This is a genomic window from Streptomyces vulcanius (assembly GCF_042653945.1).
GTDB lineage: Bacteria > Actinomycetota > Actinomycetes > Streptomycetales > Streptomycetaceae > Streptomyces > Streptomyces mangrovi.
This window is the reverse complement of sequence record NZ_JBHSFK010000038.1, coordinates 16,763-31,911: the sequence shown is the minus strand read 5'-3', so window position 1 is coordinate 31,911 and position 15,149 is coordinate 16,763. Positions and strand designations below refer to the sequence as shown.

At 73.4% G+C, this 15,149-nt stretch carries 14 protein-coding genes; 7 read left to right on the top strand and 7 right to left on the bottom strand.

Features of this window, described 5'->3' with window-relative positions:
- Positions 1-43: 43 nt before the first annotated feature.
- On the top strand, positions 44-595 hold the full coding sequence (locus ACFPIH_RS41550; protein WP_381183090.1) for a hypothetical protein: 552 nt from the start codon (positions 44-46) through the stop codon (positions 593-595).
- A 4-nt stretch (positions 596-599) separates the two neighbouring features.
- On the opposite strand, the gene ACFPIH_RS41545 is transcribed toward ACFPIH_RS41550, so the two are convergent.
- The gene (locus ACFPIH_RS41545) at positions 600-3,182 is read right to left on the bottom strand and encodes a helicase-associated domain-containing protein (RefSeq protein ID WP_381183088.1); all 2,583 of its coding nucleotides are present in this window, start codon (positions 3,180-3,182) and stop codon (positions 600-602) included.
- Between the two features lie 98 nt (positions 3,183-3,280).
- Here ACFPIH_RS41545 and ACFPIH_RS41540 point away from each other — a divergent pair, with 98 nt between their 5' ends.
- Complete coding sequence (locus tag ACFPIH_RS41540) at positions 3,281-4,291, top strand: hypothetical protein (RefSeq protein WP_381183086.1); 1,011 nt, start codon at positions 3,281-3,283, stop codon at positions 4,289-4,291.
- 25 nt (positions 4,292-4,316) lie between these two features.
- Positions 4,317-4,949: an HAD family hydrolase gene (locus ACFPIH_RS41535; protein ID WP_381183084.1), complete on the top strand. Its 633-nt coding sequence runs from the start codon at positions 4,317-4,319 to the stop codon at positions 4,947-4,949.
- Here ACFPIH_RS41535 and ACFPIH_RS41530 read toward each other — a convergent pair.
- On the bottom strand, positions 4,925-5,176 hold the full coding sequence (locus tag ACFPIH_RS41530) for a hypothetical protein (protein WP_381183082.1): 252 nt from the start codon (positions 5,174-5,176) through the stop codon (positions 4,925-4,927). The genes ACFPIH_RS41535 and ACFPIH_RS41530 overlap by 25 nt on opposite strands.
- Before the next feature lie 206 nt (positions 5,177-5,382).
- Here ACFPIH_RS41530 and ACFPIH_RS41525 point away from each other — a divergent pair, with 206 nt between their 5' ends.
- A complete protein-coding gene (locus tag ACFPIH_RS41525; protein WP_381183080.1) occupies positions 5,383-5,766 on the top strand; it encodes a cold-shock protein in 384 nt (127 codons plus the stop codon).
- Positions 5,767-5,772: 6 nt separating this feature from the next.
- Here the strand turns inward: ACFPIH_RS41525 and ACFPIH_RS41520 are convergent, their stop codons facing one another.
- From ACFPIH_RS41520 to ACFPIH_RS41505, 4 genes are all read right to left on the bottom strand, one after another.
- On the bottom strand, positions 5,773-6,627 hold the full coding sequence (locus ACFPIH_RS41520) for a 1,4-dihydroxy-6-naphthoate synthase (protein WP_381183078.1): 855 nt from the start codon (positions 6,625-6,627) through the stop codon (positions 5,773-5,775).
- Entirely contained in the window at positions 6,611-7,321 is a 711-nt protein-coding gene (locus ACFPIH_RS41515) for a futalosine hydrolase (protein WP_381183076.1), read from the bottom strand. Before ACFPIH_RS41515 ends, ACFPIH_RS41520 begins: the two co-directional genes overlap by 17 nt.
- A 23-nt stretch (positions 7,322-7,344) precedes the next feature.
- Positions 7,345-7,854 (bottom strand): DUF2771 domain-containing protein, encoded by a 510-nt coding sequence (locus tag ACFPIH_RS41510; RefSeq protein ID WP_381183074.1) that lies wholly within the window; start codon positions 7,852-7,854, stop codon positions 7,345-7,347.
- Positions 7,855-7,916: 62 nt separating this feature from the next.
- Entirely contained in the window at positions 7,917-9,323 is a 1,407-nt protein-coding gene (locus ACFPIH_RS41505; RefSeq protein WP_381183072.1) for an MFS transporter, read from the bottom strand.
- Between the two features lie 313 nt (positions 9,324-9,636).
- On the opposite strand from ACFPIH_RS41505, the gene ACFPIH_RS41500 reads away from it, so the two are divergent.
- Together ACFPIH_RS41500 and ACFPIH_RS41495 are read left to right on the top strand one after the other, a co-directional pair.
- The gene (locus ACFPIH_RS41500) at positions 9,637-10,566 is read left to right on the top strand and encodes a DUF3027 domain-containing protein (RefSeq protein ID WP_381183070.1); all 930 of its coding nucleotides are present in this window, start codon (positions 9,637-9,639) and stop codon (positions 10,564-10,566) included.
- Positions 10,567-10,629: 63 nt separating this feature from the next.
- On the top strand, positions 10,630-13,773 hold the full coding sequence (locus ACFPIH_RS41495; RefSeq protein ID WP_381183068.1) for a sacsin N-terminal ATP-binding-like domain-containing protein: 3,144 nt from the start codon (positions 10,630-10,632) through the stop codon (positions 13,771-13,773).
- Between the two features lie 41 nt (positions 13,774-13,814).
- On the opposite strand, the gene ACFPIH_RS41490 is transcribed toward ACFPIH_RS41495, so the two are convergent.
- Positions 13,815-14,045, bottom strand: coding sequence for a DUF7683 domain-containing protein (locus ACFPIH_RS41490; RefSeq protein ID WP_381183066.1), 231 nt, complete (start codon positions 14,043-14,045; stop codon positions 13,815-13,817).
- Positions 14,046-14,162: 117 nt separating this feature from the next.
- On the opposite strand from ACFPIH_RS41490, the gene ACFPIH_RS41485 reads away from it, so the two are divergent.
- The gene (locus ACFPIH_RS41485) at positions 14,163-15,089 is read left to right on the top strand and encodes a hypothetical protein (RefSeq protein WP_381183064.1); all 927 of its coding nucleotides are present in this window, start codon (positions 14,163-14,165) and stop codon (positions 15,087-15,089) included.
- Positions 15,090-15,149: the final 60 nt, after the last annotated feature.

Genomic DNA, 15,149 nt, shown 5'->3' with positions numbered 1-15,149 from the left:
CCCCGGAAGCCGCGCAGCGCGCGCGGCTGGGTGAGGAGCTCACGTGACTTCGGTACGCGTCTGGGGACCCGGTGTCGGGGCCGTGGTGGTGCTGGTGGCGACCGGGGCGTGGGCGCGCGGGTCGACGGGCGCGGAGGTGGACTCCGGGCTGTGGGCGAAGGTACGGCCCGCCGTCGAGGCACGGCTGGTGGCGCAGGCCAAGGGGGACGGGTACGGGGAGAGCGAGCCCGCGCTGAAGGCGCGGTGGTTCTGCCGGGCGGACGCGCTGGAGCTGGCGGAGAGCGGAGACCGGGTTCGGGCCGGCGTCGACACGCTGTGCGTGGAGTACGGGGTGCGCGAGGGCGCCCTCGTCATGTGCGGCGGCGCGCACTTCCCGCAGGTGGTGCGGCTCGAGCGGGACACGGAGAGCGGCGACTACCGCGTCGTCACGCAGGAGGAGCCGCCGGACGGCGCGGGCTACGCCTCCTGGGAGAACGACCACTTCGGCGTCTTCGCCCGCTCCCGGCTCGACGGCGACACGGATCAGTCCGACCTCGACACGAAGGCCCGCGACCACTTCGGCCTGCCGACGGACGCACCGGTGGGCGACTGCTAGTCCTCTAGTCCTCCGCCAGCTCCGCCACCCCCGTGATGCGGTGCAGCGGGTAGGTGCGGACCTCGTCCGCCGTGTGGTCGTACGCCGTCACGAAGCCGCCCTCGACCCGCACCGGGGCGATGACGCGCTGGCTGGCCGTGCCCTCGGCGTTGACGTAGCCGATCCACAGGGCCTCGCCGGTGAGGACGGCGGCCTGCACGGTGGCGAGGGTCTCGGCGGAGGCGGTGCGGGGGAGCGCGCCGGGGGTGAGCGGCGAGGTCTCGCTGGGTTTGCGGGGGGTCGTGGAGGCGAGGTCGCCGGCGCGGATGGCGCGGATCGCGGCCGACAGGAGCGTGGTGTCCGGGACCGGCGGGCCGTCCGGCACCGGTGCGGGGGGCGTGCGGGGCGGGCTGCGGTGGGCGTGGGCGCGGGTGATCAGGACATCGCCCTCGGCGGACTCGGCGGCCGGTGCGTAGCCCATCGCGCGCAGTCCTTCGAGCAGGGCCGCCGGGTCGGCCTGGGCCGCCAGCACGGTCGGGGCGAGCCGGCGCAGCCGCAGGCCGGCGGAGCGTTTGTCGGCGAGGATCTCGTTCAGGATCGTGTCGTCGTCGCAGCGGACGTACGCCGAGGCCGCGCCCACCCGCAGATGGCCGTGCCGGCGCGCCACGTCGTCGATCAGGTAGGTGAGCGGCTGCGGCACCGGCGTACGGGAGTGCTCGGCGAGGAAGGCGTGCAGGTCGGAGGCGCTGCGGCCGGCGTCCAGGGCGCGCCGTACGGAGGCGGGTGTGAAGCGGTAGACGGTCGCGCCGCCCTTGGACTCCACGTCGGCGAGTACCCCCAGCAGCTCGGCGAGCGGGCGCTTCAGCGGGCCGGGGGCGACCGCGGTCAGGTCCGCCTGGAGCAGGACGTGGTCGAGGGGCTCGGGGAGCAGGGGTGTGAGGATCCGGGCGGCGGCAACGGTGGCCACCGCCTGCTCGGCGGGGGAGAGGGGGTCCAGGACGGCGGCCGACGCCCGGTGGTCGCTGTGGTGGACGGGGAGTTTGTCACCAGGGCCTTCCGAGGCCGTCGGCCCGCCGGCCAGTGCCGGTCTCTTCGGCTCCCTCGCCGGTGTTCCTCCGGGCGGAGCCCCCAGCAGCGCCCGGCCCTGTGCCGACAGCGCCCCGCGCCCCGTCACGCCCAGCAGCTCGGCCTCGGTCAGGGTCCAGCGGGCCAGCCGTGAGCGCAGGTCGTCGGTGTCTTGAGGGCCGTGGGGGCCGCGCAGCGGGCGTTCCCAGCGCAGCCGGGCCAGCACCGAGTCCGCCGCCGGGGCCGTGCCCTCCGGCAGGGCCGCCAGCAGGCCCAGCACCCGGTGCCGTACCTCGGGCGCCGCCGAGCGGTCGAGACCGGGGCCGAGCGCCGACAGCGCCCGCTCCTTCACGTCCCGCCCGCCGACCAGCCCCGAGGTCCGGGTCGCCGTCAGCCACACCTCCGCGAGCCGCGCCCACCGCTCGGCCGACGGACGCTCCCGCCAGTCGTCGTACGCCGGGGTCGCCGCGTACCGCTCGTCGGCCTCGCCGTCGGAGGCGATCAGCCCCGCCGCGTAGGCCAGCTCCACCCAGAACGCCGCCACCGGCTCCGGCAGGTCCAGGGCGACCGCCGTCCGCTTCAGGTCCCGGACGCTGAGCCCGCCCGCCCGCAGCACCGCCGGGCCGCCCTCGTCCCAGTCCTTCAGCAGCTCCTCGACGGTCGCCAGCGCGGTGTACGCCTGGCCGGCCGCCGTGCCGTCCACAACCTGTGGACGGTGGGTGGCGGCCGGCTCCACGACGGGCGGCAGCGGCTCGGGCGCACGGTGCGCGCGGCCCTCGCGCAGATGCAGGGCGACCTCCCGGGGCAGCACGACCGTCCCGGGCGCCGTCGGCAGCAGCAGTCCCCGGTCGATGAGCCACCGCAGCCGGGGCGCCGGATCATGGGTGACCTGGCCGTACGGCGGCCCCCACACCAGCCGCTCCAGTACCTCGAGGGACTCCGCCGGGGCCTCGGAGAGCAGCTTCCGCATCCGCCTGCGGTGCGTGAAGAGGGCGGTCAGCGCGTCCACGGCGGACACGGAGTCATGCGTGGACGGCAGCCCCGCGGTCGCCACGATCTCCTGGATCCGGCCCGGCGACATCCCCGCCGTCGACTCCCGCACACTCGGGCCGAGCCCGGTCGGGGACGGGTGCTGCGGCGACGGCGCGAGCAGCTCGCGCGCGGTGCGGACGAGCCGCAGCCGGTCGTCCGCGCCCCAGACGAGCGCCTGCTCGCGCAGGGCCGCCAGGGCCGCGGGGAGCGCGCCCGTCACCTCCGGGTCGTGCGCGTCGCCCGCCATCAGGCCGAGCAGCTCGTCGTACGCCGCCGGGTCGGCGGACACCGCGAGCGCCTCCGCCGTCTGGAGCGCGAACCGGTCGAGCCGCTCCAGCGCGCGCACCACGGAGGCACGGGTGCCGGCGCGGGTGGCGAGCTGGGTGAGGTCGGTGGGGACCGGGGTGATGAGGTCGGGGCGGCTGCGCAGGAGGGCGGCCAGGGAGGCGTCGTCCCTGCCGCGGAGCGCTTCCGCGAGGGACCGGGGGGCCGGGTGGTCCTCGGTGCTCATCTTGCCCACGTTAGCGGGTGCCGTCCCCGGGGGTGCCGTCCTCGGGAGCTGCCGGTCCCCGGACTCCCGGCTCCGGTCGCGCGATAGCGTGTGGTTCCGTGGGGATCGAGAGCGACCAGGTCGTCTACGAGTATCTGAGCCGTGTCGGCGACATCGCGCAGCAACAGCAGTTGTCGTCCGGCACCCGGATGCGGCTCGTCTCCGAGCTGCGCAACGAGATCGACCGGCGCCGGGCGAAGGCACCCGTCGACTCGCCCGCCGCCGTCCGCCGGATCATCGACCGGCTGGGCAGCCCCGACGACGTCGTCGCCGCCGCGGCCGACTCCGGTACCGGTGTGCCGCCGACGCCGACGCCCTCCGTGCCCGTACAGCGAGCCGACGAACAACCGGCGCAGCCGCCGCCGGGCCCGCAGCCGAAGAAGGGCTTCCGGAAGGTCGTCCCCCGGCCCCGCCCGAGCTCGCCGCCCCCGGCCGATCCGGCCCCCGCCGGCGAAGGACCCGGCGTCGAACAGGAGCTCCCCGACTGGTGGCGGCGCGAGCCGGAGCCGTTCGGGCCGGGGACGGACGTGCCCGGCTTCACCGGCGGGATCGAGATCCCGGACATGCTGCGCAAGCCCGGGCCGAAGCCGCCGGAGGAGCCGGAGAAGGAGGACGAGCCCGAGCCCGAGGAGGCCGTCCCCGAGGCCGAAGCCCAAGCCGCCCCGCGCCGCCGGCGCATCCCCTTCCTCCGCGCCGCCAAAACCGGAGGCGGAGGCGAAAGCGGTGGCGGCAGAAGCTGGAGCAACCCCCTCCTCCTGCTGGCCGCCGCCGCCCTCCTCGCCGGCGCGGTCCTCGGCAACCTGCTCGCCCTCGTCGTCGGCTGGGTCGTCGCGTACGCCTCGCGGCGCCTCAGCGAGCGGGAGACGAAGACCGTGGTCTTCTGGCTGCCGGGCTCCGCGGCCGCCGCCGGACTGGTGTGGCTGTGGGGCCGTTCCGAGGGCCGCTGGGGCGACCCCATAGCCGAGGGACACATGAACGACGCCCTCGCCGACACCTGGCCGTGGGTGCTGCGGGGCGCGGCCGTGGCGTCGGCGCTGTTCCTGGTGTGGCGATCGCAACGGCAGAAGTAGTCCCGGAATTGGGGAGAATGAGCGTATGACCGCCACTCCAGCCCCGCTCACCGTCGGCTTCGATCTCGACATGACCCTCATCGACTCCCGGCCCGGCATCCGTGCCTGCTGGGTGGAGCTGTCCGCGCGGACGGGGACGTACGTGGACGCCGATCTCGTGGTCACCCGGCTCGGGCCGCCGCTGTACGAGGAGATGGCGAACTGGTTCCCGGCGGAGGAGATTTCGGCCATGGCCGATCTGTACCGCGAGATCTACCCGGCGTACGCCGTCACCGGCACGCTCGCGATGCCCGGCGCGCACGACGCCGTCGCCGCGGTACGCGCGGCCGGCGGGCGGGCGATCGTCGTCACCGCGAAGTGGGAGCCGAACGCCAAGCTGCACCTGGAGCACCTCGGCATCGAGGCGGACGAGGTCGTCGGCAACCTGTGGGCCGAGCAGAAGGCGCTGGCGCTGCGCGAGCACGGCGCGAGCGTCTACGTCGGCGACCACGTGGGTGACGTACGCGGTGCCCGCACCGCCGAGGCGCTGTCGGTGACCGTGCCGACCGGGCCGTGCGATGCGGAGGAACTGCGCACGGCCGGTGCGGATGTCGTGCTCGACGACCTCACCGCATTCCCCGGCTGGCTGGCCGGCTACCTGGCCGTGCCGCGCGCCTGACGCCGTCCCGCCGCGGCCGAGCGCAGCACACCCGCGCCCGCGACGAGGAAGCCGACGCCCATGAGCATGCTCAATCCGAACATGTACGCGGGAAATGGCCTCGTACCGAGGAGCAGCGGGGCGACCGTGACGAGAGTGGCCACGGCGCCGACGAAGAACACGATGGCACCGGCAAGGATCAGTCGGTCACCGGGAGCGGCGGAATTCGTTTGGGTTTTGTCACGCACCGGACCAGGGTAGTTCCCAGCGCGAAGGAACAACCGGGTGACGTCTTGTCAGCAGCCCGAAGACCATTAGCCTTGGTACCGGCGGGTCATGGTCGACCCGCCCAAGTGCTATCAAGGGCCGTTCCAGAGCTGTTTTCAGAAGCGGTTAGTAGCGGTTTGAAGTAGTCAGAAGCAGTTTTCCGACGAGTACGAGGACGAGGACAGACGTGCCTACCGGCAAGGTCAAGTGGTTCAACAGCGAGAAGGGCTTCGGCTTTCTCTCCCGCGACGACGGCGGTGACGTCTTCGTCCATTCCTCGGTCCTCCCCGCCGGAGTCGAGACACTGAAGCCGGGCCAGCGAGTGGAGTTCGGCGTCGTCGCCGGACAGCGCGGCGACCAGGCACTCTCCGTCGTCATCCTCGACCCCACCCCGTCGGTCGCGGCGGCCCAGCGCAAGAAGCCCGACGAACTGGCCTCCATCGTCCAGGACCTGACGACCCTCCTCGAAAACATCACGCCGATGCTGGAGAAGGGCCGTTACCCCGAGAAGACCTCGGGCAAGAAGATTGCCGGCCTGCTGCGGGCGGTCGCCGACCAACTCGACGTGTAGGCGCCTTCAGGGAAAATCGAGTGCGTCCGGGCCGAGGGGCGGTACGAGCCCCTCGGCCGCCGCGCGTGTCAGCAGACCGCGTACGGCGGCATAACCGTCCTCGCCCAGGTCCGCCGTGAACTCGTTGACGTACAGGCCGATGTGCTGGTCGGCGACCGACGGATCCATTTCCTGGGCGTGTTCCATGACGTACGGGCGGGAGACCTCGGGGGCGTCCCACGCGGCCCGTACCGAGGTCCGGATCGATTCGGCGAGCAGGGTGAGGGTTTCCGCGCCCAGCGCCCGCTTCGCGATGATCGCGCCCAGCGGGATCGGCAGCCCGGTCGTGGCCTCCCAGTGCTCGCCCATGTCGGCGAGCTTGTGCAGCCCGTAGTTCCCGTACGTGAAGCGCGCCTCGTGGATGACGAGTCCCGCGTCGACCTTGCCGTCCCGCACGGCCGGCATGATCTCGTGGAAGGGCAGGACCACGATCTCGCCGACCCCGCCGGGGACCGTGTCGGCCGCCCAGAGCCGGAACAGCAGATACGCCGTGGACGTCTCGCTCGGCACCGCGACCGTCCGGCCGGTGAGGTCGAGCCCCGGCTCGCGCGTCAGCACCAGCGGGCCGCAGCCCCGGCCCAGCGCGCCCCCGCAGGGCAGCAGCGCGTACTCGTCGAGAACGTACGGCAGCACGGCGTACGACACCTTCAGGACATCCAGCTCGCCGCGCTCGGCCATGCCGTTGGTGACGTCGATGTCGGCGAGGGTCACCTCCAGCGCCGGGGCGCCCGGGAGACGGCCGTGCGCGAGGGCGTCGAAGACGAAGGTGTCGTTGGGGCAGGGGGAGTACGCGATCCGCAGCGGTTCACTCGTGGTGGTCATGGGGGTTCCAACTCTCCAGGACGGGTGCGAGCTTCCCGAAGGCAGCCGTCAGCGCGGCCAGCGCCTCGCCGATGCGCCAGGCGGCGCGGTCTCGCGGGCCCACGGGGTTGGAGACCGCGCGGATCTCCAGTACGGGTGTGCCGTGCGCGGCGGCGGCCTCGGCGACCCCGAAGCCCTCCATGGCCTCGGCGAGGGCGCCCGGGTGGCGGGCGCGCAGGACGGCGGCGCGGGCGGCGGTGCCGGTGACCGTGGAGACGGTCAGGACCGCGCCGGTACGGGCTCCGGTGGCGGCCGAGACCTCCCGTACGAGGGACTTCGGCGGACGGTGGGTGACGGTGCCGAAACCCAGCTCCGTGACCGGCAGAAAGCCGCCCGGGCTCTGCGGGCTCTCCGCGCCGAGGTCCGCGGCGGTGATCTCGTCGGCGACGACCAGGGAGCCGACGGGCGCCTCCGGCGGGAAACCGCCGGCGATGCCCGCCGAGACGACCAGGCCGTACGGCGTGCCGTCGAGCGCGGCGGCGGTCAGCGCGGCGGACACGGACGCGGCGGCGAGGGCGGGGCCCACACCGGCGGCGAGGAGGTCGTAGGCCGCGTCGGGACAGTGGAGCGTCACGCCGGGCAGCCGCACCTCCCGGGCGGGCTCCGCGAACGCCCCTGCCACCGCGTCCCGTTCGGCCGGGACCGCGGTGGCCACGAGGATGCGGTCGGGAGACGTGGCTAGTCGTCCTTCTCGAGCTTGAACGACCACAGGCCGGTCGCCGCCTGGCTGTCCTTCTTGCCGTCGCCCGCCTTGATGGTGACGAGCGTCGAGTCGCCCTGGGCGCCGTACTGGGCGTTGAAGAACACGCTGCCCGGGATCGTGCGGTACGTCTTGTTGCTGTCCTCGGTGAGCGGCTGACCGTTCATCAGGATCGTCCAGCGCTTGTCGGCGACATCGGGGTCGACGCCGAAGCGGACCGTCTCGTCGGGGTCGACCTTGATGGACTTGATGTCCTTGTCGGCCAGGCACTTCGTCTGCGCCGCGGACTGGAGGGCGTCCCCCTCGCCGCCGCAGGTCGCCTCGGAGCTGACCGAGGTGCGGCCGACGGTGATCGTGGACAGCGGCGTCGGCTTGTCGCAGGCCGACAGGACGAGCAGTCCGGCGGATACGGCGCCGGCGGCGGCGACGGCGCGGCGGCGTCGCACACGTAGTACATCAGCGGCTTCGCCGCGGGGCAGCGTGGTCATGGGGCGAAGGCTATCGGGCGTGTCCGGCCCGCTCTCTACGCGGGGGGCGGCGCCACCGTGTGTTACGCCACGCGGGGCTTGGCCGCCCCGCCGTGGCGGGCCGAGCCGATCAGTCCCCTGGCCGTGGTCACCCAGCCCAGCGCGATCACGGCGGCGGCCAGACACAGGCCCAGGGTGCCGTTCAGCGGCATCACGATGCCGATCGCGCCGCCCAGCACCCAGGCCATCTGGAGCATCGTCTCCGAGCGCGCGAACGCCGAGGTCCGCACCGTCTCGGGCACGTCCCGCTGGATCAGCGCGTCCAGGGACAGCTTGGCCAGCGCCTGGCAGAAGCCCGCCGTCGCCGCCAGACACGCCACCAGGAACGCGCCGAAGAACACGGCCGCCGTGATCGCCGCACCCAGCACGATCGCCAGCACCGTCACGATGATGATCTCCGGCGCCCGGGAACGCAGCCACGCCCCCACCGCCGTACCGCACGCGTTGCCGACGCCCGCCGCGACCGCCACTATGCCCAGCGACCAGGCCGCGCTGGACCCCGTCAGCGGGTGTTCGCGCAGCAGGAAGGCGAGGAAGAAGGTCAGGAATCCGGACAGCCAGCGCAGCGCGGCGTTGGCGCCCAGGGCGTGCGTGACGGCGATGCCGACCGTCCTGAGGCCCGGGCGCTTCACCGGCCGGAGGTGCGGCCCGTGCAGATGCTCCTCGTCGGCCGCGAGCAGCGCCACGTCCTCGCCCTTGGCCGAGTCCACCTTGGGCGGCAGCCGGAACGACAGGAACATCCCGGCGATGAAGATCACGAAGGCGCCGTAGAGCGGCCAGCGCGGACCGAGCGCCTGCAGCCCGGCGCCGACGGGTGCGGCGACCCCGGTGGCGAGCAGCCCGCCGAGGGTGACCCGTGAGTTCGCCTTCACCAGGGAGAACCGGGGTGGCAGCAGGCGGGGTACCACGGCGCTGCGTACGACGCCGTATGCCTTCGACGCGACCAGCACGCCCAGCGCGGCCGGATACAGCTCCAGGCTGCCCGTGGCGACCGCTCCCGAGATGATCAGCGCGAGCAGCGCCCGGGCGAGCATCGCGCCCGCCATGGCGGCCCGGCGGCCGTGCGGGAGCCGGTCGAGGAGCGGGCCGATCACCGGGGCGAGGACCGTGAAGGGCGCCATGGTGATCGCGAGGTAGAGGGCGACCCTGCCCCGGGCCTCGTCGGTGGGCACGGAGAAGAAGACGGTGGAGGCGAGGGCGACGGTGATCATGACATCGCCGGCGCCGTTGACCGCGTGCAGTTCGATCAGCCGGCCCAGGCCGGACTCCCCGGCGCCATGCGCGTGCGTGGCCTTTCTGATGCCGCGGGCGGTGCCGGTGAACGGCAAGTGCAGGGCACGGCCGACCGAGCGGACGGAGCCGCCGAACCGGCCCGAACCGCTGTCTCCACCAGTTCCGGTGGCACCTTGGGATGCTTTCGCGGTTGCCACCCCGTCATAGTGCCCCGAGAAAGGCGCGACTAGTGCGGTTACCGCGCGGATAACGTGGGTCGGGTGAGGTCAGGTGCGGAGAAACGTCCCGTCGGTGTAGGCCGAACGCTCGCGACCGGGTAGCGTGCGTAGCGCGCCGTGGCGATCGTTCTCGGCCGCGCGCCTCCCAGGCATCCCGCAGAATGGATGACAGCAGGTGCGCCCGAGCGCGAGTGGGCGCGGACGTCGACGCGGTCCTCCGGTCCGCTCCGTCCGCACCCGCCGCCTTCAGGCCGGCGCACCCGAGAGACGGCGTAGGAGAGAAGCGATACCTGTGAGCGCAGCGACCACGCGAAGCCGCACCCCTGACCGCCTGTGCGCCGAGGCAGTCGACCTCGCCCGCGCCGCAGCCGAGGAGGCTGCCGCGCCCGGCGTGGTCGGCGAGCACGCGGGCCTCGTCTCCGAGGGCGACCGGGTCGTCACGCACTACTTCGAGTGCAAGGAACTCGGCTACCGGGGCTGGCGCTGGGCGGCGACCGTGGCCCGCGCCTCCCGCGCCAAGGCCGTGACGCTGGACGAGGTGGTCCTCCTCCCCGGCCCGGACGCCGTCCTCGCTCCCGAGTGGGTGCCGTGGAGCGAGCGGCTGCGCCCCGGCGACATGGGTCCCGGCGACCTCCTCCCCACCGACGCCGAGGACCTCCGTCTGGAGCCCGGCTGGACCGGCGAGGAGGTGCCGCAGCCGAACTCCCCGGTCTCGGCGGAGATGGCCGAGCTGGTGGAGGCCGAGGACGCCGAGATGACCACGGCCCTCCCGCAGACCCCCGCCGTGCCCGCCCGGGGCTCGATCGCGGCGGTCGCGGAGGAGCTGGGCCTGCGTCGCGCCCGCGTCCTGTCCCGGTACGGCCTGCACATCGCCGCCGACCGCTGGGAGGAGTCCTTCGGCGCCAAGACGCCGATGGCCCAGGCGGCCCCGGCGACCTGCGTCAGCTGCGGCTTCCTCACCGCCATCGGCGGCTCCCTCGGCCAGGCCTTCGGCGTCTGCGCCAACGAGTTCTCCCCGGCCGACGGACGCGTGGTGTCGCTGGCGTACGGCTGCGGCGGGCACTCGGAGGCGGCGGTCATGCCGAAACCCCCGCAGGTGGCTCCGCCGGTGATCGACGAGACCAGGGTGGACCCCTTCCCGCTCCGCCCGGCACCGGACTCCGGCTCGGTACCGCCCGCCTTCGACTCCGACGACGAGACGGCGGAACTGGGCCACTCCTAGGCCGGGCAGGGCGGCCTCCTTCCTCGCGGTACCTTCGTCCTCACGCCGATGAGGAGAGTGAACGTGAGCAAGTTCGTGCGGCCGGCACCCGAGGGCGCTGATCCCTTCGGTACGGCCCGCCTGCGCCGCGGGGTCCTGGACGCCTGGGCGACGAGCCCCGCCAGGTTCCGCGAGGACGCCAACGCCGAGGAGGACCTCGTCCTCGGCGGCTACCGTGACCGTCTCGTCGTCGAGCTCGCGCAGAACGCCGCCGACGCGGCGGCCCGCGCCGGTGTCCCCGGCCGCCTGCTGCTCACCCTCCGCGACGGCGTCCTCGTCGCCGCCAACACCGGCGCTCCCCTCGACGCCGCCGGCGTCGAGTCGCTCGCCACCCTCCGCGCCTCCGCCAAGCGGGACGCCCAGCAGGCTGCCGCGGCGGTCGGCCGGTTCGGCGTCGGCTTCGCCGCCGTCATCGCCGTGAGCGACGAGCCCGCCGTCGTCGGACGGCACGGCGGCGTCCGCTGGGACCTCGCCGCCGCCCGCGAGCTGGCCTCCGAGACCGCCCGGCACAGCCCCGGGCTCGGCGACGAGATCCGCCGCCGGGACGGCCATGTGCCCCTTCTGCGGCTCCCCTTCGCCGCCGAGGGCACCGCCCCCGACCCCTACGACACCGCGGTCATCCTCCCGCTGCGGGACGCGGGCGCGGCCGACCTCGCCGAGCGTCTCCTCGCCGCCGTGGACGACGCCCTGATCCTCGCTCTGCCGGGCCTCGCGGAGGTCGTGATCGAGGTGGGCGGCGCGGCCCCGAGGACCCTGCGCCGCACCGCCGACGGCGCTCTGACCGTCGTGGAGGATTCGCGTGACGGGGTCACCCGCTGGCGTACGGCCGCCGCGCACGGGACCCTCGCCCCCGGCCTGCTCGCCGACCGTCCGGTCGAGGAACGGCTGCGCCCGCACTGGTCGGTCACCTGGGCCGTCCCCGTGTCCGAGGACGGCGCCCCGGCGCACCCCCGCACGGCCCCCGTCCTGCACGCCCCCACCCCCAGCGACGAGCCCCTCGGCGTGCCCGCCCTGCTCATCGCGTCCTTCCCCCTCGACACGACCCGTCGGCACGCCGCCCCCGGCCCGCTCACCGACCACCTGGTCCAGCGCGCGGCCGACGTGTACGCCGAACTCCTCGCCGGCTGGCGCCCGGTGACGCCCGGCATCATCGACCTCGTGCCCGGGGCCCTGGGCAAGGGCGAACTCGACGGGGCACTGCGGGCGGCCGTCCTCGACCGCCTCCCGCGCACCGCCTTCCTGCCGCCGGCCGTCACCCCGGCCGCCGTCGAGGACGACGACGAACTCCAGCTCCCCGAGGCCCTGCGCCCCCGCGACGCCGAGGTGGTGGAGGGAGCCGGGGCCGACACCGTACGGGTCCTGGCGGAGGTGCTTCCGACCCTCCTCCCGGCCGGACTCGAACGACGAGTCGAACTGCGCACCCTCGCCGTCGCCCGCATCCCGCTCGCCGACGCCATCGACCGCCTCGCGGGCCTGGAGAAGGACCCGGACTGGTGGTACCGCCTCTACGACAGCCTCGCGGGCGTCGACCCGGACCGTCTCTCCGGCCTCCCCGTCCCGCTCGCCGACGGCCGGACGACCATCGGCCCGCGCCAGGTCCTCCTGCCCACCCCGGACGCGGTGAGCGCCGACCCCGACGTCCTCGCCCGCCTCGGGCTCAAGGTCGCCCACCCGGACGCCGCGCACCCCCTCCTGGAGAAGCTGGGCGCCCTGCCGGCCACCCCCCGGGCGGTCCTGACGACCCCCCAGGTACGGGCCGCCGTGGCCGCCTCCCTCGACGACGACGGCGGCGCGGCCTGGGAGGAGGACACCCCGGACACCGAGGAACTCGCCGACACGGTCCTCGCACTCGTCCGTGACGCGGGCCTGGAGCCGGGCGACGAGCCGTGGCTGGGCGCCCTTGCCCTCCCCGACGAGGACGGCGAACTGGTCCCGGCCGGCGAACTCGTCCTCCCCGGCAGCCCGTTCGCGTCCGTCATCCGCGAGGACGAACTCGCCTCGGTGGACGCCGACCTGGCGGAGAAGTGGGGCGAGGGCCCGCTCGCCGCCGTCGGCGTCCTCGCCGACTTCGCTCTCGTCCGTGCCACGGACGTCGTCCTCGACCCCGACGAACTGGAGCCCCGCGAAGGCGACTTCGCGGAGCCGGACGACGCGGGGCTGCTGGACGCGGTGGACGTCTGGTGCGAGGACATCCTCGACCGCTTCCCGGACTCCCCCGTCCCCCCGGTCGCCACCGAACTCGTCGCCGTCCGCGACCTCGACCTCGTCGACGACGACCGCTGGCCCGAGGCCCTCGCCCTCCTCGCCCAGCCGCCCCTGCGCGACGCCCTCACCCAGCCCGTCCGCATCCTGCTCCCCGACGGCACCCACGAGGTCGTCCGCCCCTACACCGCATGGTGGCTGCGCGGGCACCCGGTCCTCGACGGCCGCCGCCCGGCGGGCCTGCTGGCCTCCGGCGGGGACCCGCTCCTGCACGGCCTGTACGACGAGGCCGACGCGACCGGCTTCGACGACGAACAGGTCCTGCGCGCCCTGGGCGTCCGCACGTCCGTCCCGGCCCTGCTCGACGAGCCGGGCGGCGCGGCGGAACTCCTGGACCGCCTGGCGGACCCCGACCGCCCGGTGGGCTCAGCCCAACTGCACGGGCTGTACAGCGCCTTGGCGTCCCTGGACCCCGAACAGGTGACCCTCCCCGACGAGTTGCGCGCCGTGGTGGACGGCCGGGTGGAGGTCGTGGACGCGGCGGAGGCGGTGGTGGTGGACTCCCCGGACCTGCTCCCCTTCACCTCGGGCGTCCCCCTCCTCCCCGTACGCCCCGCACAGGCGGCGGAGTTGGCGGAACTCTTCCAGGTCCGCCGGCTGAGCGAGTCGGTGACGGGCTCGGTCGACTCCGAGGGCACCGAGCACGACGTACCGGACTCGGTCCGTGTCCTCCTGGGCCCCCGCACCCCGGCCACCTACGTCGAACACGAGGAACTCGTCGTCGACGGCGTGGAGATCGACTGGCGCCTGACGACCGACGGCACCCTGCACGCCGCGACCCTGGAGGGCGTCGCCGCGGGCCTCGCCTGGGCAGCCCGCCAGTGGCCCCGCCGCTTCGAGGTGGCGGCCCTCCTGGAGGACCCGTCCCGCACGGGGGAACTGGCCCGCGACCGCTGGTTCGACTGAGCACCAGGGGCCGCCCTGCCGGGCGGCCCCTGGTCCTTTCGTCAGTCCGCCCCGGGTTCCAGGAAGTAGTCGTACTTCTCCAGGTCGAGCGGGATGCCGGTCAGCTGCTGGAAGCGTTCGGCGTGCTTCTGCCGCAGCGGATAGACCTCGGTCAGGGTGTCGGCAGGGACCCCGAGCAGGTCGGCGAAGGCCTCCGCGCCGGCCGTGGTGACGTCCATGGTCGAGTCGGGGAAGTCGCCGTCCTTCGTGTAGCGGGTGACAAGGATGATCATGGCGTCGCCTTCCAGGCTCGAAAATCTTCACAACTTCGTACAACCATTCACATCCCCCGTGCATCTCATCGAATGGGCCGACAGGCCTCATGATCGCTTCATTCACGGGGGAAAGCCATGCGTATCCGTGCCACCGTCGTCGCCCTCAGCGGCGCACTGAGCCTCTCCGCCCTCGCCGTGCCGGTCGCACAGGCCGGGGACACCGGCTCGGTCGGTCCGGCCGATGCCCACGCGGCCGTGCAGAAGGCGCGGCAGGCGGTTTCCGGGAACAGTGCGTTCTCCAGCGCCGCCGACACTTCTGACCCGCTGGACGTCAAGTTCTCCGGTGTGAAGGTCAACAACGGCAAGCCGATCGTCGTGGGCACCACCAACCACGTGAGCGTCCCAGTGACGTACAAGGTCACGCACGCCGCGGACATCGACTTCACCGCGGACGACGTCTGGAAGGACGTTGCGCTCTACCGGGGTGACTACGACGACGAGGACGGATTCTTCCTGGCCGGCGACGAGTGGCCAGTCTGCACCAAGGTCTCGGCGACGGTGGCCAACTGCAAGGGCACCATAGATATCTACCCGACCGACGAACTGACCAACGCCGACGCCACCGGCTGGAAGGCTGCCGGGTACGTGTTGGACTGGAACGGCCAGGACCCCGATCCCGGCGATGTCGACTGGAGCAAGGTTGGCTACGCCGAGCAGTACCCCCTCGCCACCACCAAGCTCCAGCGCTTCTCCAAGCTCACGGTCAACGCCTCCCCCGAGCCGGTGAAGAAGGGCAAGACCATCACTGTCACGGGCAAGCTGTCCCGGGCCAACTGGGACGACGGCAAGTACCACGGCTACACGGGCCAGGCGGTGAAGCTGCAGTTCCGCAAGAAGGGCAGCACCACCTACACCACCGTGAAGACGATCAAGACCAACTCGACCGGGAACCTGAAGACCACGGTCAAGGCGGCCAAGGACGGCTACTTCCGCTACAGCTTCGCGGGGACGTCGACCACCCCGGCGGTCAGCGCCGCGGGCGACTTCGTCGACGTGAAGTAAGAAGCCCACCGAAGTCTTTCTTACCTCTTTTCGTACAACTCACCACACCTGTCACGGATC

What these genes read in the sequence shown, in the direction of transcription:
- ACFPIH_RS41510 (WP_381183074.1), bottom strand. Translation starts at nt 7,854, where the DNA reads ATGACCACGCTGCCCCGCGGCGAAGCCGCTGATGTACTACGTGTGCGA.
- ACFPIH_RS41535 (WP_381183084.1), top strand. Translation starts at nt 4,317, where the DNA reads ATGACCGCCACTCCAGCCCCGCTCACCGTCGGCTTCGATCTCGACATG.
- ACFPIH_RS41545 (WP_381183088.1), bottom strand. Translation starts at nt 3,182, where the DNA reads ATGAGCACCGAGGACCACCCGGCCCCCCGGTCCCTCGCGGAAGCGCTC.
- ACFPIH_RS41520 (WP_381183078.1), bottom strand. Translation starts at nt 6,627, where the DNA reads ATGACCACCACGAGTGAACCGCTGCGGATCGCGTACTCCCCCTGCCCC.
- ACFPIH_RS41490 (WP_381183066.1), bottom strand. Translation starts at nt 14,045, where the DNA reads ATGATCATCCTTGTCACCCGCTACACGAAGGACGGCGACTTCCCCGAC.
- ACFPIH_RS41485 (WP_381183064.1), top strand. Translation starts at nt 14,163, where the DNA reads ATGCGTATCCGTGCCACCGTCGTCGCCCTCAGCGGCGCACTGAGCCTC.